Here is a 20,799-nt window from a genome sequence, read left to right as displayed (position 1 = left end):
AGGTTTTTAAAATGATTGGTTTAGTTGGTAAAAAAATTGGTATGACTCGTATTTTTACCAAGGAAGGATGCTCGGTTCCTGTCACTGTAATCGAGTTTAAAGAAAATAGAATAACACAAATAAAAAATATAAAAACTGATGGATATTGTTCGATTCAAATTACAACAGGTATAAAAAAGTTAAATAGACTTAAAAAACCACAATCAGGTCATTTTTTAAAGGCAGGTGTTATTCCAGGTTGTGGTTTGTGGGAATTTAAAATTAATGTAAATGAAGATTTTAAATTAGGTCAAAGTATTAAAATTAATATTTTTAATGAAGTTAAAAAAGTGGATATTACAGGTATTTCTAAAGGAAAAGGTTTTTCTGGTACTGTAAAACGTTGGAATTTTCGCACTCAAGACGCAACACATGGAAACTCATTGTCTCATAGAGTTCCAGGATCTATTGGTCAAAATCAAACTCCTGGTAGAGTATTTAAAGGAAAGAAAATGGCAGGACAATTAGGAAATAAACGTGTTACAGTGCAAAATTTAAACATAATACGTATTGATGAAAATCGTAATTTACTTCTAGTAAAAGGTGCTGTCCCAGGACCTATAGGTAGTGATCTTATTGTTAAACCAGCTATTAAGATTTGAGGAATAAGGAATTAAGCATGGAATTAGTAGTTAAAGACGTGCAAAACCTTCTTAGTGTTTCTGAAATCATTTTTGCTCGAGATTTTAATGAAGCTCTAATTCATCAAGTGGTTGTTGCTTATTCAGCGTCTACTCGTCAAGGTACGAGAGCACAAAAAAGTCGTGCTGATGTTTCTGGTTCAGGTAAAAAACCATGGCGCCAAAAAGGAACTGGACGTGCTCGTGCAGGTTCTTTTAGAAGTCCTATTTGGCGTTCAGGAGGAGTAACATTTGCTGCAAAACCTCAAGAACATTCTCAGAAAATCAATAAAAAAATGTATCGTGGTGCATTAAAAAGTATTTTTTCTGAATTAATACGTCAAAAAAGATTAATTATTTTTAAAGATTTTTCATTAATATTACCTAAAACAAAGCTATTAGTTGAAAAATTAAAAGAAATAAATTTAAATAATGTTCTAATTATTACCAATAGATCAGATAAAAATCTACTTCTAGCTTCTAGAAATTTATATTCAGTTGATGTAAAAGATTCATATTCTATAGATCCAGTTAGTTTGATTGCTTTTGAGCATGTTTTAATTACTGTGGAAGCTTTAAAAAAAATAGAGGAAATACTTTCATGATTTCTGAAGAGCGTTTGTTAAAAATATTACTCTCTCCACATATTTCTGAAAAATCATCTATATTGATGGAAAAGTTTAATACTGTTGTTTTAAAAGTTTTAAAAAGCTCTACTAAATATGAAATTAAATCTGCAATACAAAAATTATTTAATATAGAAGTAGAAAGTGTTAAAACAGTACGTGTTCAAGGAAAAAAAAAGCGTCAATCTAATCGTATTGTTTTGCGTAGAGATTGGAAAAAAGCATATATTAAAGTAAAAAAAGGTCAAAATTTAGACTTTATGGGTAATTTAGAGTAGCCAGAGGAAATAAAAATGGCAATTATTAAATGTAAGCCAACATCCCCAGGTCGACGTCATGTGATTAAAATTGTCAATAAGGAGTTATATAAAGGTAAGCCATATTCTTCACTTATTACAAAAAAAAATAAAACTGGAGGACGAAATAATAACGGTAGGATTACAACTAGACATATTGGAGGTGGACATAAACGAGCTTATCGTGTTATCGATTTTAAAAGAAATAAAGATAATATAGATGCTGTGATAGAAAGATTTGAATACGATCCTAATCGTTCTTCTAATATTGCTTTAATATTATATAAAGATGGACAAAGAAGTTATATTTTAGCTCCTAAGGGTTTAAAAATAGGTGATACTATTATATCAGGAATGAATGCTCCTATTAAAATAGGAAATACTTTGCCAATTAAAAATATTCCTATTGGTTCATTTATTCATAATGTAGAGATAAAACCAGGAAAAGGAGGTCAAATTGCTAGATCTGCAGGAAGTTATGTGCAATTAGTTGCTCGTGATAAAGATTATGCAACTTTACGATTACGATCTGGTGAAATGAGAAAAACTGAGTCTAATTGTAGAGGAACAATTGGTGAAGTAGGAAATGCAGAACATATGTTGCAAGTTTTAGGAAAAGCTGGTGCTTCACGTTGGATTGGGATTCGACCAACTGTTCGAGGTACTGCTATGAATCCAGTAGATCATCCTCATGGAGGGGGTGAAGGAAGAAATTTTGGCAAGCATCCAGTAACTCCTTGGGGTGTTCAAACAAAGGGAAAGAAAACTCGAAGAAATAAACGTACTGAGAAATTTATTTTACGTCATCGTCATAAATAACTTTAGAGAATAATTTTATGCCACGTTCCTTGAAAAAAGGTCCTTTTATTGATATTAGTTTATTAAAAAAAGTAGAAAAAGCAGTAAAATTAAATGATAAAAAACCTTTAAAAACTTGGTCCAGACGTTCTACAGTATTTCCCAATATGGTGGGTTTAACAATATCTGTTCATAATGGTCGAAATCATATTCCAATTTTTATTACTGAAGAAATGGTTGGACATAAATTAGGTGAATTTTCTTTAACTCGTACCTATAGAGGACATACTGCAGATAAAAAAGTAAAAAAACGTTAGACAAAAGAGGAATAAATGGAAACTTTAGCTCAATATCGAAAAGCTCGATCTTCTGCTCAAAAAATTCGTTTAATAGCAGATTTAATTCGTGGTAAAAAAGTGCCAAAAGCATTAAATATATTAAATTTTAATAATAAAAAAGCAGCAATTTTAGTAAAAAAAGTACTAGAATCAGCCATAGCAAATGCAGAGCATAACGCAGGAATTGATATAGATCAATTAAAAGTAAAAAATATATTCGTAGATGAAGGTTCTACAATGAAAAGAATGATGCCTCGTGCTAAAGGACGGGCAGATCGTATTTTAAAACGTACTAGTCATATTACTGTAATTGTTTCTGATTGTTAATGTTTTGGAGAATAAGTAATGGGTCAAAAAGTCCATCCTAATGGCATGCGATTGGGTATAATTAAAAAATGGAACTCTGTATGGTTTTCAAACACTAAAGAGTTTGCAGATCATTTAGATAGTGATTATAAAGTTCGTCAATTTTTAATGAAAGAATTAATAAAAGCATCTGTTTCTCGTATTATAATTGAAAGACCCGCTAAAAGTATTCGTGTTACTATTTATACAGCTAGACCAGGTATTGTAATAGGTAAAAAAGGCGAAGATGTTGAAAAGTTAAGAATTGTTATTGCAAAAATAACTGGTGTTCCAGCTCAAATAAATATCTCTGAAGTTAGAAAACCTGAATTAGATGCAAAACTTGTTTCAGATAGTATAACTTCGCAATTAGAACGAAGAGTTATGTTTCGAAGAGCTATGAAAAGGTCTGTTCAAAATGCAATGAGACAAGGAGCTAAAGGTATTAAGGTAGAAGTAAGTGGTAGATTAGGCGGTGCTGAAATAGCCCGAAGAGAATGGTATAGAGAGGGAAGAGTGCCATTACATACTCTTCGTGCAAATATTGATTATAGTATTTCAGAAGCCCATACAACATATGGTGTAATAGGTGTAAAAGTTTGGATTTTTAAAGGTGAAATACTAGGTGGAATGTCAGCTATTGAACAATTAGAAAAAAAACCATCTATTCAGTCAAAAAAGCAACATCGTAAAAATCGAAAGTAGGAGAAGCTGCTAATGTTGCAACCAAAACGAACTAAATTCCGTAAAATGCATAAAGGTAGAAATCGTGGACTTGCAATTGGTACTAATGTTGATTTTGGTGTTTTTGGATTAAAAGCTGTTGATCGAGGACGTTTAACAGCTCGACAAATTGAATCTGCACGAAGAGCTATAACACGTTGTATCAAACGACAAGGTAAAATTTGGATACGTATTTTCCCGGATAAACCTATTACTCAAAAACCATTAGAAGTTAGAATGGGAAAAGGAAAAGGCAATGTTGAATATTGGGTTGCTTTAATACAACCTGGTAAAATTCTTTATGAATTAGATGGAGTATCTGAAGAAGAGTCTCGTATAGCGTTTAAGTTAGCTGCATCAAAATTACCCATTAAAACTACTTTTGTAACTAAAATGGTGATGTAATGAAGGAATTATTAAAATTTCGTAAAAAAAATTTTCAAGATCTTAATATAGAACTCTTACAATTATTAAGAGAACAATTTAATCTTCGTATGCAATCTGCATCTGGAAAATTAAAACAACCACATTTATTGCGAAAAGTTAAACGAAATATTGCACAAGTAAAAACGATATTAACTGAAAAAGAGCGTCTTAAATAATGGAAAAAATTCGTACCTTACAAGGTCGTGTTATAGGCGATAAAATGCATAAATCAGCTGTGGTTTCAATTGAACGCTTTGTAAAACATGCAATTTATAAAAAATTTGTTAAAAAAACTACAAAACTTCATATTCATGATGAAAAAAATGAGTGTTCTATAGGTGATTTAATAGAAATTAGAGAATCTCGACCAATCTCTAAAACTAAATCTTGGGTTTTAGTCCGTATTATTGAAAAAACTATTTTTTAAAAACATGTTAAAACATGATCAAACTTAGGTCTGTTCATGTTTTTTATTAATAGAAAATTACTACTATTATAATAAAGATTATATAATATAATTTTATTTGGAATAATATAAATGATTCAAGAACAAACTATTTTGAATGTAGCTGATAATTCTGGAGCACGTTCAGCTATGTGTATTAAAGTGTTAGGTGGTTCTCGTCGTCGTTATGCTAGAATCGGTGATATCATTAAAATCACAGTGAAAGAAGCTATACCTAGAGGAAAGGTCAAAAAAGGAGAAGTATTAAAAGCCGTAGTTGTTAGAACAAAGAAAGGAGTTAGAAGAGCTGATGGTTCTACGATTCGTTTTGATAATAACGCTTGTGTTGTTTTAAATAACAATGAACAACCTGTGGGAACTCGTATTTTTGGACCAGTAACTCGAGAATTAAGAAATGAAAAATTTATGAAAATTATTTCATTAGCTCCTGAAGTTTTATAATAAAAATTAAAGGAATATAAAATGGCATTAAAGTTTCGTCAAAATGATGAAGTAATTATTTTAACAGGAAAAGAAAAAGGGAAAAAAGGTTTTATTAAAAGTATTTTATCTTCTAATAAAGTAATTATTCAAGGTTTAAATTTAGTTAAAAAACATCAAAAACCCGTTCCTGCTCAAAATAAAAATGGTGGTATTCTTGAAAAAGAAGCACCTATACATATTTCAAATATTGCTATTTTAAATCCAGAATCTAAAAAATCAGATCGTATTGGTTTTAGATTTGAAGAAAATAAAAAAGTGCGTTTTTTCAAATCAAATGGAAAAACAGTTAAAAAATAGTTGTAATATTTTGGAGTAATGAATGACTAAATTATATAGTTATTATAAAACTAACATAGTTAAAAATCTTATGGTAGCATTAAATTATAGTTCTATTATGCAAGTACCTAGAATTGATAAAATTGTTTTAAATATGGGTGTAGGATCTGCTGCTTCTGATAAAAAAGTTTTAGATAATGCTGTTTTAGATTTAACTGCAATATCTGGACAAAAACCAATAATTACTAAAGCAAGAAAGTCTGTAGCCGGTTTTAAAATTCGAAAAGGTTATCCGATTGGTTGTAAAGTAACATTACGTGGTAAAAGAAAATGGGATTTTTTAGAACGTTTAATTAGCATTGCAATTCCTCGAATTAGAGATTTTAGAGGTTTATCAATTAATTCTTTTGATGGTCAAGGAAATTATAGTTTAGGAATACGAGAACAGATTATTTTCCCTGAAATTGATTATGATAAAATAGATCGTGTTCGTGGGTTAGATATAACTATTGCAACTACTGCAAAATCAAATAATGAGGGGCATTTATTATTATCTGCGTTTAATTTTCCTTTCCGCAAATAATATAAATCAATATAATTTAAGGTTATCTAATGGCTAAACAATCAATGAAAGCACGTGAAGTAAAACGTATAAAATTAGCTAATAAATTTTATATGCAACGTATAGCACTCAAAAATATTATTAATAATATTAAGCTTCCCGAAGAAGAACGTTGGGATGCTGTGCTTAAATTACAAGTTTTTCCTCGCGATTCTAGTCCATCTCGTCAAAGAAATAGATGTCGTCAAACAGGTCGTCCACATGCTTTTTTACGAAAATTTGGTCTTAGTCGTATTAAAGTGAGAGAAGCAGCTATGAAAGGTGAAATTCCTGGGCTAAAAAAAGCTAGTTGGTAATTTTTTTTGGGAGTTAAAAAATGAGTATGCAAGATCCAGTAGCTGATATGTTAACACGTATTAGAAATGGTCAATCATCTAATAAATATTCTGTTAAAATACCTGCTTCTAAATTAAAAAATTCAATAATAAAATTATTAAAAAAAGAAGGTTATATTAATAATTATAGTATAAATAGTATAAAAGGTAAAAATAAATTAGAATTAGAAGTTATTTTAAAATATTTTAAAGGAAAATCTGTAATAGAAAAAATTCAAAGGGTAAGTCGTCCAAGTTTACGTATATATAAAAAAAAGAATGATTTGCCCAAAGTTATGGCTGGATTAGGTATCGCTATAATTTCAACTTCTCATGGCATTATGACAGATCATATGGCACGGAAATTTGGTCTTGGTGGCGAAGTTATATGTTACGTAGCTTAAAGGAGGGAAAATGTCTCGTGTTGCTAAACGTCCAATTTCTATTCCTAAAGATATTAAAGTTGAATTAAATTCACAATTAATATCTATTCAAGGAAAATATGGTCATCTTTCACGCACTATTCATCGTTCAGTTGAAGTAAAATATTTAAATAATATAATTACTTTTTCAGCACGTTTAGGTTTTTCTGATGGCTGGGCACAAGCTGGTACATCAAGAGCTCTCGTTTGTTCAATGATTATAGGGGTATCACAAAAGTTTAGTAAAAAATTACAGTTTTCTGGTGTAGGTTATCGTGTTTCAATAACAAAAGATAATATTATTAATATGTCTTTAGGATACTCTCATCCTGTTTTATATGCTTTACCTCCTTATATTGAAGTTGAATATTTGTCTCCTACAGAGATCATTATTAAAGGAGTAGACAAGCAATTAGTCGGACAAGTTGCAGCTAATTTAAGATCTTATCGTAAACCTGAACCTTATAAAGGAAAAGGTATTCGATATTCAGATGAAATTGTGCGTGTAAAAGAGGCTAAAAAAAAGTAAAATGATTGTTTCTAAAAATTCTAAAATAAACTCTCGTATACGTCGATCTAAAAAATCACGTTATCAAATGAAATCATTAGGTGTTACTCGTTTAGTTGTACATCGTACTTCTAGGCATATTTATGCTCAAATATTTTCTTCTGAATCAAAAGTATTAGTTTTTGCTTCTACTTTAGAAAAACAAATTAAATTTGATTTAAAATATACTGGAAATAAAGAAGCTGCTAAAATTATTGGAAAAATTATTGCTGAAAGAGCTCTATCAAAAGGAATATCCAATGTTTCATTTGATCGTTCTGGTTTTAAATATCATGGCCGTATAAAAACATTAGCAAATTCTGCTCGAAATTTTGGATTGAAGTTTTAAGGTGAAATATAGTATGGCTAACATTGATAAAAAAAATAATAGTGAATTACAAGAAAAACTAATTACTGTTAATCGTGTTTCAAAAACAGTTAAAGGTGGTCGTATTTTTTCATTTACAGCTTTAACAGTAGTAGGAAATGGGAATGGACGTGTTGGTTTCGGATATGGAAAAGCTCGAGAAGTTCCGGCGGCAATTCAAAAAGCTATGGAAAAAGCAAGACGTAATATGATTACTATACCATTAGTTAATAAAACTTTACAACATCCTTTAAAAGGATCTCATACTGGATCTAATATTTTTATGAAACCGGCTTCAGACGGAACTGGTATTATTGCTGGGGGTGCTATGCGTGCAGTTTTAGAAGTTGCGGGAATACACAATGTACTTGCTAAAACATATGGATCAACTAATCCAATCAATGTAGTTCGGGCTACTATGAATGGTTTGATTAATATGAAATCTCCAGAGATGATAGCGGCAAAAAGAGATAAGTCTATTGAAGATATATTAGGAGGATAAATTCTAATAAATGAAAACTATTAAAATTACTCAAGTTAAAAGTTCAATAGGAAGAATTCCTAAACATAAAAAAACATTGTCTGGTTTAGGATTACGTTATATTGGGCATACTGTAATTCTTGAAGATACTCCTTCGATTCGAGGAATGATTAAAAAAGTATCATATATTTTAAAAATACAAGAGGAATAATTTATGTATTTAAATAGTTTATCTCCATCATTTGGATCTAAAAAAAATCGAAAAAGATTAGGTCGTGGTATTGGTTCTGGATTTGGGAAAACAGCTGGAAGAGGTCATAAAGGTCAAAAATCTAGGTCTGGTGGTAGTATAAATCGTGGTTTTGAAGGTGGACAAATGCCGTTATATAGAAGGCTTCCTAAATTTGGATTTAAATCTAGAAAAAAGAATATTACCACTGAAGTAAGATTGTCTCAAATATCACAATTGTCAGCTGATGTAATTGATTTAAATACTTTAAAAAAACAAAATATTATTAATAAAAATATTAAATATGTAAAAATTATTTTTTCAGGAGAATTAAAAGTACCTTTAATATTGCGTGGTTTACGTGTTACTCGAGGTGCCCGTACAGCAATTGAAAATTATGGCGGTAAAATTGAAGGATAATTAGTAAATAATGATTAATAAATTAGGAATGAATTTTAAAAATTCTAAAAAAAGTATTAATGAACTTAAAAGTAGAGTTTTTTTTGTAATAATTTCATTAATTATTTTTCGTATTGGTTCTTTTATTCCTATACCTGGAATTGATACTACAATTTTAGCTAGAATATTAAACAATCAAAAAGGAACTATTTTTGAAATGTTTAATATGTTTTCTGGTGGAGCTCTTAATCGTGCTTCTATTTTTGCATTAGGAATTATGCCTTATATATCTGCTTCTATTATTATTCAGTTGTTAACTTTAGTAGTACCTTTTTTATCTGAAATGAAAAAAGAAGGAGAGTCTGGTCGTCATAAAATCAATCAATATACAAGATATGCGACTTTAATACTAGCTTTGTTTCAGTCAGTTGGTGTTGTTACAGGTTTATCTAGTATATCTAGTGTACGTTCTATTATAGTTAATGCAGATTTTTATTTTTATTTTACTTCTATTATTATATTAGTAACTGGTACTATGTTTTTAATGTGGTTAGGAGAATTAATTACAGAATGTGGTATTGGAAATGGCATTTCTATTATAATTTTTACAGGTATAATTGCAGGTCTTCCTTCGGCTATAATACATACAATTGAACAGACTAGACAAGGACATTTACATTTATTATTATTTTTATCTATTTTGATATTAATTTTTTTAGTTGTTTTTTTAGTTGTTTTTGTTGAACGTAGTCAAAGAAAAATTATTGTTCATTATGCTCAACGTCAACAAGGTCGTCGTATTTATTCAGCACAAAGTACTCATTTACCTTTAAAAGTTAATATGTCTGGTGTTATACCTGCAATATTTGCTTCTAGTATTGTTTTATTTCCTGCTACTATTATATCTTGGTTTGAAATAGATAAAAAATATAGTTTTTTTAAAACTATTTTGTTTTATTTTCAACCAAACCAACCTTTATATTTAGTTTTATATATCACTTCTATTATTTTCTTTTGTTTTTTTTATACTGGATTAATTTTTAATCCTCGAGAAACTGCAGATAATTTAAAAAAATCAGGTGCTTTTATTTCAGGAATTAGACCAGGTGAGAAAACAGCTGAATATATTAATAAAATTATGTTGCGATTAACATTATTTGGTTCTTTATATATTACATTTATTTGTTTAGTTCCAGAATTTATGAGAAGTGCTATGAATGTTCCATTTTATTTTGGTGGTACATCATTATTAATTGTAGTTGTAGTCATTATGGATTTTATTGCTCAAATTCAAACGATGATAATGTCTAGTCAATATGAGTCTATATTAAAAAAAGCAAAGTTAAATTAAATAAAAATTTTTTAATGGTTGAGGATTTTGTAATGAAAGTAAAAGCTTCGGTTAAAACACTTTGTCGTAATTGTAAAATTATACGTCGTAATAACGTTGTCAGAGTTATTTGTAGTAATGATCCAAAGCATAAACAACGTCAAGGTTAAATCTAAATAAAAGTAAAACACTTTATTAAAATTTATTAATATTAATATATATTGATAAATTTATTATGTTGATTTATCTTAATAAATTTTAAGGATTATATAACATGGCTCGTATTGCAGGTATTAATATTCCTGAAAATAAACACACATTAATTGCATTAACAGCAATATATGGAATTGGAAAAAAAAGATCTAAAATAATTTGTATGCATTCAAAGATTCCAGAAACTATGAAAATTATAGATCTAAAAGAATCAGATATTGAATTATTAAGAGAAAATGTTGCTAAATACCTTGTCGAAGGTGATTTAAGAAGAGAAAAAACTTTAAATATTAAACGTTTAATTGATCTTAACTGTTATCGTGGTGTACGTCATCGTAAGAGTCTTCCAGTTCGTGGACAAAGAACAAAAACAAATGCTCGTACTTGTAAAGGCCCTAGAAAAGCAATAAAAAAATAATTTAGGTAATTTTAATTATGGTTAAAAATTCAGTTATTCGAACACGTAAACGTATAAAAAAACAAATAACAGATGGAATAGCACATATTCATGCATCATTTAACAACACCATTGTCACTATCACTGATCGTCAAGGTAATTCTTTAGGCTGGGCAACTTCTGGAGGTTCTGGTTTTAGAGGTTCTAGGAAATCGACTCCTTTTGCTGCACAAGTTGCAGCTGAACGTTGTGCAGAAATAGTTAAAGATTATGGTATAAAAAATTTAGAAGTAATGGTAAAAGGTCCTGGTCCAGGAAGAGAATCTACTATTAGGGCTTTAAACGCCGCTGGATTTCGTATTACAAATATTACTGATGTTACACCTATTCCTCATAATGGTTGCCGTCCTCCTAAAAAACGTCGTGTTTAAATTTTAGGAATTATTGGAGAATCAAATGGCAAAATATTTAGGTCCTAAATTAAAGTTAAGTCGACGTGAAGGAACTGATTTATTTTTAAAATCTGGATTTCGTTCAATAGAATCAAAATGTAAGTTAGAACATCCACCTGGACAACATGGTATTCGAAAACCTAGGTTGTCTGATTATGCAATTCAATTACGTGAGAAACAGAAAGTACGTCGTCTTTATGGTGTATTAGAAAGACAATTTAGAATATATTATAAAAAAGCATCGCGTTTAAAAGGTAATACTGGAGAAAATTTATTACAGATTTTAGAGCGCAGACTAGACAATGTAGTCTATCGCATGGGATTTGGATGTACACGTGCTGAATCAAGACAGTTAATTAGTCATAAATCTATTCAAGTTAACAATCATGTTGTTAATATTGGATCATATCAAGTTTCTCCTGATGATCGGATATCTATTAGAGATAAATCAAAGAGTCAATCTCGAATAAAAGCTGCTTTAGAAATAACTGAACAAAGAGAAAAACCAATTTGGATTGAAGTAGATGTTATCAAAATGGAAGGAATTTTTAAACGTTTTCCTGAACGTTCAGATTTATCTGCAGAAATTAACGAACATTTGATTGTCGAACTTTATTCTAAGTAATAAATTTATTATTAGATATAGAGGTTTATTGTGCAGAATTCTATTATAGGTTTTTTAAAACCACGTTTAGTTGATATTGAGCAAATTACTCCGACTCATACTAAAGTTACACTAGAACCATTAGAACGAGGTTTCGGTCATACGCTTGGAAATGCATTGCGAAGGATATTATTATCTTCTATTCCAGGTTGTGCTGTAACAGAGGTAGAAATTGATGGTGTTCTACATGAGTATAGTACTAAAGAAGGAATTCAAGAAGATATTTTAGAGATTTTATTAAATTTAAAAGGATTAGCAATTAAACTACATGGAAAAGATGAAGCTTTTATTACTCTTAAAAAATCAGGAATTTGTTGTGTGACTGCTGCAGATATTATACATGATAGCGATGTTGAAATCATTAAACTAAATCATATTATTTGTCATTTAACAGATAATAATTCTTCTATTCAGATGAGAATTAAAGTACAACGTGGAAGGGGTTATATCCCAGCTTCTTCTAGAATACATGCAGAAGATGATTTAAGACCTATAGGTTGTTTATTAGTAGATGCATGTTATAGCCCTATTAATAGGATTGTGTATAATGTTGAAGCTGCACGAGTTGAACAAAGAACAGATCTAGATAAGTTAATTATTGAAATGAAAACAAATGGAACAATTGATCCTGAAGAAGCTATAAGACGTGCAGCAACTATTTTATCAGAACAATTAGAAGCATTTGTTGATTTACGAGATGTTAAAGAACCTGAAGTTAAAGAAGAAAAACCTGAATTTGAACCTATTTTATTACGTCCTGTAGATGATTTAGAGTTAACTGTTCGATCAGCTAATTGTCTTAAAGCTGAATCTATACATTATATAGGTGATTTAGTACAAAAAACTGAAGTTGAACTTTTAAAAACACCTAATCTAGGTAAAAAATCATTAACTGAAATTAAAGATATATTAGCTTCTCGTAATTTATCTCTTGGGATGAAGTTAGAAAAATGGCCTCCATTAAATATTTTAGAAGAATAATTTTATTATTATACTTATGCATTAATATGTGATTAATTTTTTTTACAAAGGTATTAAATTATGAGACATCGGAAAATTGGTCGTCAGTTAAATTGTAACAGTAGTCATCGTAATGCCATATTCAAAAATATGGCATGTTCATTGTTCTTAAATGAAATTATAAAAACTACATTAGCAAAAGCAAAAGAACTTCGTAGAATTGTCGAACCTATGATTACTTTTTCAAAAATAGACAATGTTGCTCGTAGAAGATTAGTTTTTTCAAGGGTTCGAAACAATGAAGTAGTTGCTAAATTATTTCAAAATTTAGGCCCTGTTTTTTCTGAGAGATGTGGTGGTTATACTCGTATTTTAAAATGTGGGTTTCGAGCTGGAGATAAAGCTCCAATGGCTTATATTGAGCTAGTTGATCGGGTGAAAAAAAACTCCAAAACAAGTAGTGTAAAAAATATTAAAAATTGATATTTAGATACAATAAATATTATTATATGTTTAAGCAAACGGAAGTATACCGTTTGCTAGTTTATTCGAGAAATAAAATATTTTTATAATAATATTTTTCCAACTTTAAAATTATATTTTTTTGAAAGTATTATTTCTTTTATACTTAAAATATTTTTACCAGGTATTTGTATTTTTTCAATATTTAAGATGTTGTTTTTTGTAATTATTTGAATTCCATTTTTATCAATAGAAACAATTTTACCTATTGAATTATTGTCAATAGTATTTTTTATTACGCTTGCCTGCCAAACTTTAATAGGTATTTCATCCATAATAAAATAACATATTGGCCAAGGATTAAAAGCACGTATTAGTCGTTCTAAAAAATCGGCATCTTTATTCCAATTTAATAATGCATCTTTTTTAAGAATTTTTTTTGAAAAAGTTACGTATTTTTCATTTTGTTGAGTTTCTATTAATATGTTATTTTTTATTTGATCTAAAGTTTTTAGTAATATATCAATTCCAATTTCAACTAGTTTTAAAGTTAATGTTGCTGATGTTTCTTGAGAAGAGATTTTACATTCTTTTAACATTATTATATTTCCAGCATCAATTTTATTATTCATTTTGATAATACTTATACCAGTTTTTTTATCGCCAAATAAAATTGCTGATTGAATTGGTGATGCTCCTCTCCATCTAGGTAGCAATGAAGCATGAACATTAATACATCCTTGTGGAAATATAGATAATATTTTTTGGGGTATTATTTGACCATATGAAACTACTATCATAATTTCTGCAGAAAAATTTGATACTATTTTTTGAAATTTTTCATCATCTAGTTTTAATGGTTGTAAAATAGGAATGTTTTCTTTAATTGCTGTTTTTTTGACGGGGGAAAAAATTATTTTTTGCCCTCTTCCAGATGGAAGATCTGGCTGAGTAATTACAGCTTTTATATTATATTGGTGTTTTATTAAAGCAGATAAATGTTTTTCAGAAAAATATGATGTTCCTGCAAAAATAATTTTCAGTTTTTTCAAATTAGTTTATATCCTTTAAAGTATTTTATTTTTTTTGTTTATTTTTTTAATTTTTTTTTCAATTCTTGTTTGTTTTAATAAGGATAAATAATCTATAAATAATTTTCCTTGCAAATGATCAATTTCATGTTGTATACAAATAGATAACACTGAATTTGCTTCTATTTCTATTTCTTTTCCAAATAAGTTTAAAGCTTTTACTTTAATATAATCTGATCTTGGTATAAAAGCACGGTATTCTGGAATAGATAAGCATCCTTCTTGGATACTATTATTTCCTTTTTTTTCAATAATTTTAGGATTAATTAGTATTAAATGTTCTTTGTTGATATTTTCTTTACTAATAACTACGATTTGTAATTGAATATCAACCTGAGTTGCTGCTAAACCTATTCCTTCGTTTGTATACATAGTATCTAACATATTAAAAGCTAAATTTTTTATTTCTTTTGTAATTATATTAACAGGTTTTGCAATAAGTCTTAATCTTGGATCTGGATATTGTAATATTTTTAAAACAGACATATATTTATTTGTATTAGTTATAAAATTATTTAATTTTATAGTATAAACTCTTTTAATATAATTAAAAGTTAACTTTCAATACTTTTAAAAAATTTTCACTCTTTATTTAAATAAAAATTAATTATTATTAAATTGACTTATTAACTTTCAATATATTATAAATTTTTATATATTAAATAGTTAAAATATTTAAAAAATAATATATCAAATATGTTATTAAATATTTAAATTTTTCAATATGTAGTTGAGGATATAATGTTTGAAATATTAATATATTTATTTGAAACTTATGTTCATAGTGAATCAGAAATGTCTATTGATTATGAAAGTCTAACAAATGATTTGTCAGATATAGGTTTTCAACAAAAAGATATTTATAATGCACTACTCTGGTTAAAAAATTTATCTTGTTATAAAAAAAACGATCTTTCATCTATTAGTTTAGCTTCAAATCAAATTTCAACACGTATTTATAATCAAGAAGAATTGTTTAAGTTAAATTCTGATTGTCGTGGTTTTATGCTGTTTTTAGAACAATTAGAAATATTAACTTTAGATACACGTGAAATGATTATTGAAAGAATTATGGCTTTAGAAATTAATGAGTTAAATCTAGAGGATTTAAAATGGATTATTTTAATTGTTTTATTTAATGCTCCAGGGTGTGAAATAGTTTATAGAAAGCTGGAAAATTTATTATTTAATTTTACAACAGAAATAATACATTAAGTTTTTAAATAATATTTTTTATATGAGAATTATTCAATGAGTAAAAATTTTCATTTAAATTCGTTAGCGTGTTGTATACAAAAATTATATTGTAAAAAAATAATTGCATATCCTACAGAATCTATGTTTGGCTTAGGATGTGATCCTGATAGTCAAATAGCTGTTGAAAACTTATTAAGTTTAAAGAAAAGAAGTATAAAAAAAGGTTTTATATTAGTAGCCGCTTATTATAATCAAATAAAAAAATATATTGATGAAACTAAAATATCAGCAAATCAAAAAAAAAATATGTTTCATTATTGGCCAGGACCTTTTACGTTTTTAGTTCCATCAAATGCTTTAACTCCGTATTGGTTAACTGGAAAATCTAATACTATAGCAGTACGTATTAGCAACCATTTAAGCATAGTTAAATTATGTACTATTTTTGGAAAACCATTAATATCAACAAGTGCTAATTTTTCAAATATGCCTCCATGTCTTACTAGAGCAAGTGTGTTAAAAAATTTTGGAAAAGATTTTCCATTACTGAATGGTAATATAGGAAGTGAAAAAAATCCTTCTAAAATAATTAATATTATGAATGGAAATTTAATTCGTTATGCGTAAATACAACAATGAGAATTTTAACTATGCTTTGTTTGGAAATCCTATTAATCATAGTAAATCTCCTCAGATTCATGATCTTTTTTCTAAACAAACTAAGATTTTACATATTTATAAATCTATTAATATTCCATTAAATCAATTTTCTTTATTAGTAACTTATTTTTTTAATAATCATATTCAAGGAGCTAATGTTACTTCTCCTTTTAAAAAAGAAGCTTATTATTTTTCTAATAAACTAAGTAAAAGAGCTCAAATCGCTAAATCTGTAAATACATTAAAAAAAGTAGATAATCAATATATTTTAGGAGATAACACTGATGGTATTGGATTATTATCTGATTTAAATAGATTGAAATTTATAAAAAAAAATTTTTCTATATTAATATTAGGAGCAGGAGGAGCAGTTCAAGGTGTTCTTTTATCAATTTTATCTTTAGGATGCTCAGTTTATATTTTAAATAGAACCGTTTCCAATGCTATAAATTTAGTTAATCAATTTAAACAATATGGAAATATTAAAATATTTGAAAAAGATGACTTAAAAAATAAATTTTTTGATTTAGTAATTAATGGTTTATCTAGGAATATTCAATATAATACCAGTTTTATTCCATTATATTTATTTTCTTCTGAAACTTTTTTTTATGATATGAATTATGGGTTAGAAAATACATCTTTTCTTAATTGGTGTCTGAAAATAAATGCTAAGTATGTTTCAGATGGAATAGGAATGTTAGTTTTTCAGGCTGCTCATTCTTTTTTAGAATGGCATGGTATATTGCCAAAAACAGATTATATTATCGATATCTTAAAGAAAAATTAATTTTTTATATAAATTAATTTACAGAATACTTAAAATATACAAAAAAAAATTTTATATATTCACTGAATATGAAAGAAAATACTTGACTCTTTTTTTTCGATCTGTATTATTTAATATAATACTTATTTAAAACAATAATTTTATATACAACTTAAAAGTCCCCTTCGTCTAGAGGTTAGGACATCGCCCTTTCACGGCGGCAACAGGGGTTCAAATCCCCTAGGGGACGAAATAAAAATAATTTTTTAAAATTAATTCTATACTAATTTAAATTATTGTGTTATTCTTTAAAAAATGTTAAAAAACATATATAAATAAAGCTCTTTAAAAATTCGGAAAACAAGCATATATTTTTTATTTTTAAAAAAGACACCTGTGGGTTGTAAGGTTAAGCAAATAAGCGTACATGGTGAATGCCTTGGCAGTCAGAGGCGAAGAAGGACGTGCTAATCTGCGAAAAGCGTCGGTAAGCTGATATGAAGCGATATAACCGTCGATATCCGAATGGGGAAACCCGATACATTTATGTATCATTATTAATTGAATTAAATAGATTAATAAAGCAAACCAAGGGAACTGAAACATCTAAGTACCTTGAGGAAAAGAAATCAACCGAGATTCCCTTAGTAGTGGCGAGCGAAAAGGGAAAAGCCCAGAACTATAATCAATATATTTTATAGTAGAATGATTTGGAAAATTCAGCGATACATGGTGATAGCCCAGTATACGAAATAAAATATTTTGTGAGTTCGAAAAGTAGAGCGGGACACGAGAAATCCTGTTTGAATATGGGGGGACCATCCTCTAAGGCTAAATACTCCTGACTGACCGATAGTGAACTAGTACCGTAAGGGAAAGGCGAAAAGAACCCCGGCTAGGGGAGTGAAATAGAACCTGAAACCGTGTACGTACAAGCAGTGGAAGCATTTGGAAATATGAAATGTGACTGCGTACCTTTTGTATAATGGGTCAGCGACTTGTATTCTGTAGCAAGGTTAACCGAATAGGGGAGCCGAAGGGAAACCGAGTCCTAAATAGGCGTTAAGTTTCAGGATACAGACCCGAAACCCGGTGATCTAGCCACGGGCAGGTTGAAGGTTGGGTAAAACCAACTGGAGGACCGAACCGACTGATGTTGAAAAATCAGCGGATGACCTATGGCTAGGGGTGAAAGGCCAATCAAACCGGGAGATAGCTGGTTCTCCCCGAAAGCTATTTAGGTAGCGCCTCGTGAATTCATCTACGGGGGTAGAGCACTGTTTCGGTTAGGGGGCCATCCCGGCTTACCAATCCGATGCAAACTCCGAATACCGTAGAATGCTATCACGGGAGACACACAGCGGGTGCTAACGTTCGTTGTGGAAAGGGAAACAACCCAGACCGCCAGCTAAGGTCCCAAAGTCATAGTTAAGTGGGAAACGATGTGGGAAGGCATAAACAGCCAGGATGTTGGCTTAGAAGCAGCCATCATTTAAAGAAAGCGTAATAGCTCACTGGTCAAGTCGGCCTGCGCGGAAGATGTAACGGGGCTCAAACTATGCACCGAAGCTGCGGCAGTAAAAATTAATTTTTTTACTGGGTAGGGGAGCGTTCTGTAAGCCGTCGAAGATATATTGTAAAATATATTGGAGGTATCAGAAGTGCGAATGCTGACATGAGTAACGATAAAGCAGGTGAAAAACCTGCTCGCCGAAAAACCAAGGTTTCCTGTCCAACGTTAATCGGGGCAGGGTAAGCCGACACCTAAGGCGAGGCTGAAAAGCGTAGTCGATGGACAACAGGTTAATATTCCTGTGCTTAGTTTTATTGCGAAGGGGGGACGAAGAAGGTTAGGTTATCCAGGTGACGGTTATCCTGGTTTAAGTGTGTAGGTATGATAGCTAGGCAAATCCGGTTATCTTTAATCTGAGGCATGACGACGAATCATTAAGGTGATGAAGTAACTAATACCACGCTTCCAAGAAAAGCCTCTAAGCTTCAGATAAAATTAAATCGTACCCAAAACCGACACAGGTGGTTAGGTAGAGAATACTAAGGCGCTTGAGAGAACCCAGGTGAAGGAACTAGGCAAAATAGTGCCGTAACTTCGGGAGAAGGCACGCTAGTTTAAGTGAAAGGATTTTCTCCTTAAGCTAAAGCTAGTCGAAGATACCAGCTGGCTGCAACTGTTTATTAAAAACACAGCACTGTGCAAACACGAAAGTGGACGTATACGGTGTGACGCCTGCCCGGTGCCGGAAGGTTAATCGAAGGGGTTAAAGGAAACTTGAAGCTCTGAACTGAAGCCCCGGTAAACGGCGGCCGTAACTATAACGGTCCTAAGGTAGCGAAATTCCTTGTCGGGTAAGTTCCGACCTGCACGAATGGCGTAATGATGGCCAGGCTGTCTCCACCTGGGACTCAGTGAAATTGAAATTGCTGTGAAGATGCAGTATACCCGCGGCAAGACGGAAAGACCCCGTGAACCTTTACTATAGCTTGACACTGAATTCTGAATTTTAATGTGTAGGATAGGTGGGAGGCTATGAAGTTAAAACGCTAGTTTTGATGGAGCCAATCTTGAAATACCACCCTTTACAATTCGGTATTCTAACCTAACGCCGTTATCCGGTGTAGAGACAGTGTCTGGTGGGTAGTTTGACTGGGGCGGTCTCCTCCCAAAGAGTAACGGAGGAGTACGAAGATTGGCTAATCACGGTCGGACATCGTGAGTTTAGTGCAAAGGCATAAGCCAGTTTGACTGTGAGCATGATAATGCGAGCAGGTGCGAAAGCAGGTCTTAGTGATCCGGTGGTTCTGTATGGAAGGGCCATCGCTCAACGGATAAAAGGTACTCCGGGGATAACAGGCTGATACCGCCCAAGAGTTCATATCGACGGCGGTGTTTGGCACCTCGATGTCGGCTCATCACATCCTGGGGCTGAAGCAGGTCCCAAGGGTATGGCTGTTCGCCATTTAAAGTGGTACGCGAGCTGGGTTTAGAACGTCGTGAGACAGTTCGGTCCCTATCTGCCGTGGGCGTTGGAAGATTGAGGGGGGCTGCTTCTAGTACGAGAGGACCGAAGTGGACGCATCACTGGTGTTCGGGTTGTCATGCCAATGGCATTGCCCGGTAGCTATATGCGGAAAAGATAAGTGCTGAACGCATATAAGCACGAAACTTGCCCCAAGATTAATCTTCCCTGAAACAGAAATGTTTACTGAAGGGACGTTGAAGACTACAACGTTGATAGGCTAGATGTGTAAGCATAGCAATATGTTGAGCTAACTAGTACTAATGACCCGAGAGGCTTAACCTTACAACACCAGAGGTGTTTTTAAATTAAATAAATTTAATAAAAAGCTTGTTTTACTGAATTTATTGTTGTATTAATATATATATATATTATAATAGCATTATAAAACTAAAATGCCTGGTAAAAATAGTGTAGTGGTACCACCTGAATCCATTCCGAACTCAGAAGTGAAACGCTTCATCGCCAATGGTAGTACGGGGTCTCCCCGTGTGAGAGTAGGTAAATTCCAGGCATAAAAAAACCCGAAAAAATTTTTTCGGGTTTTTTTATATGTAAAAAAAAGATTTTTTCAAGAATAAGTAATTATAAGAATATTTAATGTTTTAAAAAAAATAATTTTTTATAGAAATAGATATAAAAATTCTTTTTTAAATACATTACTTTCTAGCTAACAATAGATTTACATGTTAATCTATTAAAAATTTTATATTATTTTTGATTTTTTATTGTTTATGATAAAAATCATTTAT

The 20,799-nt window shown here is 30.4% G+C and carries 32 protein-coding genes, 1 tRNA gene and 2 rRNA genes; 33 read left to right on the top strand and 2 right to left on the bottom strand.

The window, feature by feature from the left end:
* Window positions 1-11 precede the first annotated feature (11 nt).
* The 27 genes from rplC to rplQ all read left to right on the top strand — a co-directional run bounded on the left by rplC (window position 12) and on the right by rplQ (window position 13,316).
* On the top strand, window positions 12-641 hold the full coding sequence (gene rplC / locus FQV33_RS01610; protein WP_158347994.1) for a 50S ribosomal protein L3: 630 nt from the start codon (window positions 12-14) through the stop codon (window positions 639-641).
* Window positions 642-658: 17 nt separating this feature from the next.
* Window positions 659-1,264, top strand: coding sequence for a 50S ribosomal protein L4 (gene rplD, locus FQV33_RS01605; protein ID WP_158347992.1), 606 nt, complete (start codon window positions 659-661; stop codon window positions 1,262-1,264).
* Window positions 1,261-1,563, top strand: coding sequence for a 50S ribosomal protein L23 (gene rplW, locus FQV33_RS01600; protein ID WP_158347990.1), 303 nt, complete (start codon window positions 1,261-1,263; stop codon window positions 1,561-1,563). The genes rplD and rplW overlap by 4 nt, the downstream gene beginning before the upstream one ends.
* Window positions 1,564-1,578: 15 nt before the next feature.
* Window positions 1,579-2,400 (top strand): 50S ribosomal protein L2, encoded by an 822-nt coding sequence (gene rplB / locus FQV33_RS01595; protein WP_158347988.1) that lies wholly within the window; start codon window positions 1,579-1,581, stop codon window positions 2,398-2,400.
* Between the two features lie 17 nt (window positions 2,401-2,417).
* On the top strand, window positions 2,418-2,696 hold the full coding sequence (gene rpsS / locus FQV33_RS01590; RefSeq protein WP_158347986.1) for a 30S ribosomal protein S19: 279 nt from the start codon (window positions 2,418-2,420) through the stop codon (window positions 2,694-2,696).
* A gap of 15 nt (window positions 2,697-2,711) precedes the next feature.
* A complete protein-coding gene (gene rplV / locus FQV33_RS01585; protein WP_158347984.1) occupies window positions 2,712-3,044 on the top strand; it encodes a 50S ribosomal protein L22 in 333 nt (110 codons plus the stop codon).
* 18 nt (window positions 3,045-3,062) lie between these two features.
* Window positions 3,063-3,767 (top strand): 30S ribosomal protein S3, encoded by a 705-nt coding sequence (gene rpsC, locus FQV33_RS01580; RefSeq protein WP_158347982.1) that lies wholly within the window; start codon window positions 3,063-3,065, stop codon window positions 3,765-3,767.
* Between the two features lie 12 nt (window positions 3,768-3,779).
* On the top strand, window positions 3,780-4,190 hold the full coding sequence (gene rplP / locus FQV33_RS01575) for a 50S ribosomal protein L16 (protein ID WP_158347981.1): 411 nt from the start codon (window positions 3,780-3,782) through the stop codon (window positions 4,188-4,190).
* Window positions 4,190-4,387 (top strand): 50S ribosomal protein L29, encoded by a 198-nt coding sequence (rpmC, locus tag FQV33_RS01570; protein ID WP_158347980.1) that lies wholly within the window; start codon window positions 4,190-4,192, stop codon window positions 4,385-4,387. The genes rplP and rpmC overlap by 1 nt, the downstream gene beginning before the upstream one ends.
* Entirely contained in the window at window positions 4,384-4,638 is a 255-nt protein-coding gene (gene rpsQ / locus FQV33_RS01565) for a 30S ribosomal protein S17 (RefSeq protein ID WP_226856637.1), read from the top strand. The genes rpmC and rpsQ overlap by 4 nt, the downstream gene beginning before the upstream one ends.
* A 111-nt stretch (window positions 4,639-4,749) precedes the next feature.
* Entirely contained in the window at window positions 4,750-5,118 is a 369-nt protein-coding gene (rplN, locus tag FQV33_RS01560) for a 50S ribosomal protein L14 (protein ID WP_158347978.1), read from the top strand.
* 21 nt (window positions 5,119-5,139) lie between these two features.
* The gene (gene rplX, locus FQV33_RS01555; RefSeq protein ID WP_158347977.1) at window positions 5,140-5,457 is read left to right on the top strand and encodes a 50S ribosomal protein L24; all 318 of its coding nucleotides are present in this window, start codon (window positions 5,140-5,142) and stop codon (window positions 5,455-5,457) included.
* Window positions 5,458-5,479: 22 nt separating this feature from the next.
* The gene (gene rplE, locus FQV33_RS01550; RefSeq protein WP_158347976.1) at window positions 5,480-6,019 is read left to right on the top strand and encodes a 50S ribosomal protein L5; all 540 of its coding nucleotides are present in this window, start codon (window positions 5,480-5,482) and stop codon (window positions 6,017-6,019) included.
* A gap of 29 nt (window positions 6,020-6,048) precedes the next feature.
* On the top strand, window positions 6,049-6,354 hold the full coding sequence (gene rpsN, locus FQV33_RS01545; RefSeq protein WP_158347975.1) for a 30S ribosomal protein S14: 306 nt from the start codon (window positions 6,049-6,051) through the stop codon (window positions 6,352-6,354).
* Between the two features lie 20 nt (window positions 6,355-6,374).
* Entirely contained in the window at window positions 6,375-6,776 is a 402-nt protein-coding gene (gene rpsH, locus FQV33_RS01540; protein WP_158347974.1) for a 30S ribosomal protein S8, read from the top strand.
* 10 nt (window positions 6,777-6,786) lie between these two features.
* Entirely contained in the window at window positions 6,787-7,323 is a 537-nt protein-coding gene (gene rplF / locus FQV33_RS01535) for a 50S ribosomal protein L6 (protein WP_158347973.1), read from the top strand.
* A 1-nt stretch (window position 7,324) separates the two neighbouring features.
* The gene (gene rplR, locus FQV33_RS01530; RefSeq protein WP_158347972.1) at window positions 7,325-7,690 is read left to right on the top strand and encodes a 50S ribosomal protein L18; all 366 of its coding nucleotides are present in this window, start codon (window positions 7,325-7,327) and stop codon (window positions 7,688-7,690) included.
* Between the two features lie 13 nt (window positions 7,691-7,703).
* Window positions 7,704-8,210 carry a 30S ribosomal protein S5 gene (gene rpsE / locus FQV33_RS01525; protein ID WP_158347971.1) on the top strand — a complete coding sequence of 169 codons (507 nt, stop codon included), beginning with the start codon at window positions 7,704-7,706 and terminating at the stop codon, window positions 8,208-8,210.
* 10 nt (window positions 8,211-8,220) lie between these two features.
* Window positions 8,221-8,400, top strand: coding sequence for a 50S ribosomal protein L30 (gene rpmD / locus FQV33_RS01520; RefSeq protein WP_158347969.1), 180 nt, complete (start codon window positions 8,221-8,223; stop codon window positions 8,398-8,400).
* Between the two features lie 3 nt (window positions 8,401-8,403).
* On the top strand, window positions 8,404-8,838 hold the full coding sequence (gene rplO, locus FQV33_RS01515; RefSeq protein WP_158347967.1) for a 50S ribosomal protein L15: 435 nt from the start codon (window positions 8,404-8,406) through the stop codon (window positions 8,836-8,838).
* 10 nt (window positions 8,839-8,848) lie between these two features.
* Window positions 8,849-10,168 (top strand): preprotein translocase subunit SecY, encoded by a 1,320-nt coding sequence (gene secY, locus FQV33_RS01510; RefSeq protein ID WP_158347965.1) that lies wholly within the window; start codon window positions 8,849-8,851, stop codon window positions 10,166-10,168.
* A 32-nt stretch (window positions 10,169-10,200) separates the two neighbouring features.
* Window positions 10,201-10,317, top strand: coding sequence for a 50S ribosomal protein L36 (rpmJ, locus tag FQV33_RS01505; protein WP_071880116.1), 117 nt, complete (start codon window positions 10,201-10,203; stop codon window positions 10,315-10,317).
* 104 nt (window positions 10,318-10,421) lie between these two features.
* Window positions 10,422-10,778, top strand: a complete 357-nt coding sequence (rpsM, locus tag FQV33_RS01500) for a 30S ribosomal protein S13 (RefSeq protein ID WP_158347963.1) — start codon at window positions 10,422-10,424, stop codon at window positions 10,776-10,778.
* Between the two features lie 17 nt (window positions 10,779-10,795).
* Window positions 10,796-11,188: a 30S ribosomal protein S11 gene (gene rpsK, locus FQV33_RS01495; RefSeq protein WP_158347961.1), complete on the top strand. Its 393-nt coding sequence runs from the start codon at window positions 10,796-10,798 to the stop codon at window positions 11,186-11,188.
* 25 nt (window positions 11,189-11,213) lie between these two features.
* Entirely contained in the window at window positions 11,214-11,834 is a 621-nt protein-coding gene (rpsD, locus tag FQV33_RS01490; RefSeq protein WP_158347960.1) for a 30S ribosomal protein S4, read from the top strand.
* A 30-nt stretch (window positions 11,835-11,864) separates the two neighbouring features.
* Complete coding sequence (locus FQV33_RS01485) at window positions 11,865-12,854, top strand: DNA-directed RNA polymerase subunit alpha (RefSeq protein WP_158347958.1); 990 nt, start codon at window positions 11,865-11,867, stop codon at window positions 12,852-12,854.
* Between the two features lie 60 nt (window positions 12,855-12,914).
* Window positions 12,915-13,316: a 50S ribosomal protein L17 gene (rplQ, locus tag FQV33_RS01480; protein ID WP_158347957.1), complete on the top strand. Its 402-nt coding sequence runs from the start codon at window positions 12,915-12,917 to the stop codon at window positions 13,314-13,316.
* Window positions 13,317-13,399: 83 nt separating this feature from the next.
* Here the strand turns inward: rplQ and fmt are convergent, their stop codons facing one another.
* Window positions 13,400-14,347 (bottom strand): methionyl-tRNA formyltransferase, encoded by a 948-nt coding sequence (fmt, locus tag FQV33_RS01475; protein WP_158347955.1) that lies wholly within the window; start codon window positions 14,345-14,347, stop codon window positions 13,400-13,402.
* 15 nt (window positions 14,348-14,362) lie between these two features.
* On the bottom strand, window positions 14,363-14,872 hold the full coding sequence (gene def / locus FQV33_RS01470) for a peptide deformylase (RefSeq protein WP_158347953.1): 510 nt from the start codon (window positions 14,870-14,872) through the stop codon (window positions 14,363-14,365).
* A gap of 255 nt (window positions 14,873-15,127) precedes the next feature.
* Here def and FQV33_RS01465 point away from each other — a divergent pair, with 255 nt between their 5' ends.
* The 6 genes from FQV33_RS01465 to rrf all read left to right on the top strand — a co-directional run bounded on the left by FQV33_RS01465 (window position 15,128) and on the right by rrf (window position 20,561).
* Complete coding sequence (locus tag FQV33_RS01465) at window positions 15,128-15,601, top strand: DUF494 family protein (RefSeq protein WP_158347951.1); 474 nt, start codon at window positions 15,128-15,130, stop codon at window positions 15,599-15,601.
* Window positions 15,602-15,637: 36 nt separating this feature from the next.
* Window positions 15,638-16,210 (top strand): Sua5/YciO/YrdC/YwlC family protein, encoded by a 573-nt coding sequence (locus tag FQV33_RS01460; RefSeq protein ID WP_158347949.1) that lies wholly within the window; start codon window positions 15,638-15,640, stop codon window positions 16,208-16,210.
* Window positions 16,203-17,033, top strand: coding sequence for a shikimate dehydrogenase (gene aroE / locus FQV33_RS01455; RefSeq protein ID WP_158347947.1), 831 nt, complete (start codon window positions 16,203-16,205; stop codon window positions 17,031-17,033). The genes FQV33_RS01460 and aroE overlap by 8 nt, the downstream gene beginning before the upstream one ends.
* A gap of 157 nt (window positions 17,034-17,190) precedes the next feature.
* Window positions 17,191-17,262 (top strand) — tRNA-Glu (locus tag FQV33_RS01450).
* A 157-nt stretch (window positions 17,263-17,419) separates the two neighbouring features.
* Window positions 17,420-20,332, top strand: a 23S ribosomal RNA gene (locus FQV33_RS01445).
* Between the two features lie 113 nt (window positions 20,333-20,445).
* A 5S ribosomal RNA gene (gene rrf, locus FQV33_RS01440) occupies window positions 20,446-20,561 on the top strand.
* Window positions 20,562-20,799: the final 238 nt, after the last annotated feature.

This window comes from Buchnera aphidicola (Aphis fabae) (assembly GCF_009069125.1).
In the GTDB taxonomy this organism is placed as follows: Bacteria; Pseudomonadota; Gammaproteobacteria; order Enterobacterales; family Enterobacteriaceae; genus Buchnera; species Buchnera aphidicola_BB.
Note: the sequence above shows the minus strand (reverse complement) of the source record. Positions and strands in the feature narration are given on the sequence as shown.

Bases quoted from the DNA above. Each gene is read 5' to 3' on its own strand.
- def (WP_158347953.1), bottom strand. From the start codon at position 14,872: ATGTCTGTTTTAAAAATATTACAATATCCAGATCCAAGATTAAGACTT.
- rplQ (WP_158347957.1), top strand. From the start codon at position 12,915: ATGAGACATCGGAAAATTGGTCGTCAGTTAAATTGTAACAGTAGTCAT.
- rplD (WP_158347992.1), top strand. From the start codon at position 659: ATGGAATTAGTAGTTAAAGACGTGCAAAACCTTCTTAGTGTTTCTGAA.
- rplF (WP_158347973.1), top strand. From the start codon at position 6,787: ATGTCTCGTGTTGCTAAACGTCCAATTTCTATTCCTAAAGATATTAAA.
- rpsE (WP_158347971.1), top strand. From the start codon at position 7,704: ATGGCTAACATTGATAAAAAAAATAATAGTGAATTACAAGAAAAACTA.
- secY (WP_158347965.1), top strand. From the start codon at position 8,849: ATGATTAATAAATTAGGAATGAATTTTAAAAATTCTAAAAAAAGTATT.
- rplE (WP_158347976.1), top strand. From the start codon at position 5,480: ATGACTAAATTATATAGTTATTATAAAACTAACATAGTTAAAAATCTT.
- rpsH (WP_158347974.1), top strand. From the start codon at position 6,375: ATGAGTATGCAAGATCCAGTAGCTGATATGTTAACACGTATTAGAAAT.
- rplC (WP_158347994.1), top strand. From the start codon at position 12: ATGATTGGTTTAGTTGGTAAAAAAATTGGTATGACTCGTATTTTTACC.
- rplP (WP_158347981.1), top strand. From the start codon at position 3,780: ATGTTGCAACCAAAACGAACTAAATTCCGTAAAATGCATAAAGGTAGA.
- rpsK (WP_158347961.1), top strand. From the start codon at position 10,796: ATGGTTAAAAATTCAGTTATTCGAACACGTAAACGTATAAAAAAACAA.
- rpsD (WP_158347960.1), top strand. From the start codon at position 11,214: ATGGCAAAATATTTAGGTCCTAAATTAAAGTTAAGTCGACGTGAAGGA.
- rpsN (WP_158347975.1), top strand. From the start codon at position 6,049: ATGGCTAAACAATCAATGAAAGCACGTGAAGTAAAACGTATAAAATTA.
- FQV33_RS01465 (WP_158347951.1), top strand. From the start codon at position 15,128: ATGTTTGAAATATTAATATATTTATTTGAAACTTATGTTCATAGTGAA.
- rplN (WP_158347978.1), top strand. From the start codon at position 4,750: ATGATTCAAGAACAAACTATTTTGAATGTAGCTGATAATTCTGGAGCA.
- aroE (WP_158347947.1), top strand. From the start codon at position 16,203: ATGCGTAAATACAACAATGAGAATTTTAACTATGCTTTGTTTGGAAAT.
- FQV33_RS01460 (WP_158347949.1), top strand. From the start codon at position 15,638: ATGAGTAAAAATTTTCATTTAAATTCGTTAGCGTGTTGTATACAAAAA.
- rplO (WP_158347967.1), top strand. From the start codon at position 8,404: ATGTATTTAAATAGTTTATCTCCATCATTTGGATCTAAAAAAAATCGA.
- rplB (WP_158347988.1), top strand. From the start codon at position 1,579: ATGGCAATTATTAAATGTAAGCCAACATCCCCAGGTCGACGTCATGTG.
- rpsS (WP_158347986.1), top strand. From the start codon at position 2,418: ATGCCACGTTCCTTGAAAAAAGGTCCTTTTATTGATATTAGTTTATTA.
- rpmC (WP_158347980.1), top strand. From the start codon at position 4,190: ATGAAGGAATTATTAAAATTTCGTAAAAAAAATTTTCAAGATCTTAAT.
- rpsM (WP_158347963.1), top strand. From the start codon at position 10,422: ATGGCTCGTATTGCAGGTATTAATATTCCTGAAAATAAACACACATTA.
- rplW (WP_158347990.1), top strand. From the start codon at position 1,261: ATGATTTCTGAAGAGCGTTTGTTAAAAATATTACTCTCTCCACATATT.
- rpmD (WP_158347969.1), top strand. From the start codon at position 8,221: ATGAAAACTATTAAAATTACTCAAGTTAAAAGTTCAATAGGAAGAATT.
- rpsC (WP_158347982.1), top strand. From the start codon at position 3,063: ATGGGTCAAAAAGTCCATCCTAATGGCATGCGATTGGGTATAATTAAA.
- rplV (WP_158347984.1), top strand. From the start codon at position 2,712: ATGGAAACTTTAGCTCAATATCGAAAAGCTCGATCTTCTGCTCAAAAA.
- rplR (WP_158347972.1), top strand. From the start codon at position 7,325: ATGATTGTTTCTAAAAATTCTAAAATAAACTCTCGTATACGTCGATCT.
- rpmJ (WP_071880116.1), top strand. From the start codon at position 10,201: ATGAAAGTAAAAGCTTCGGTTAAAACACTTTGTCGTAATTGTAAAATT.
- rplX (WP_158347977.1), top strand. From the start codon at position 5,140: ATGGCATTAAAGTTTCGTCAAAATGATGAAGTAATTATTTTAACAGGA.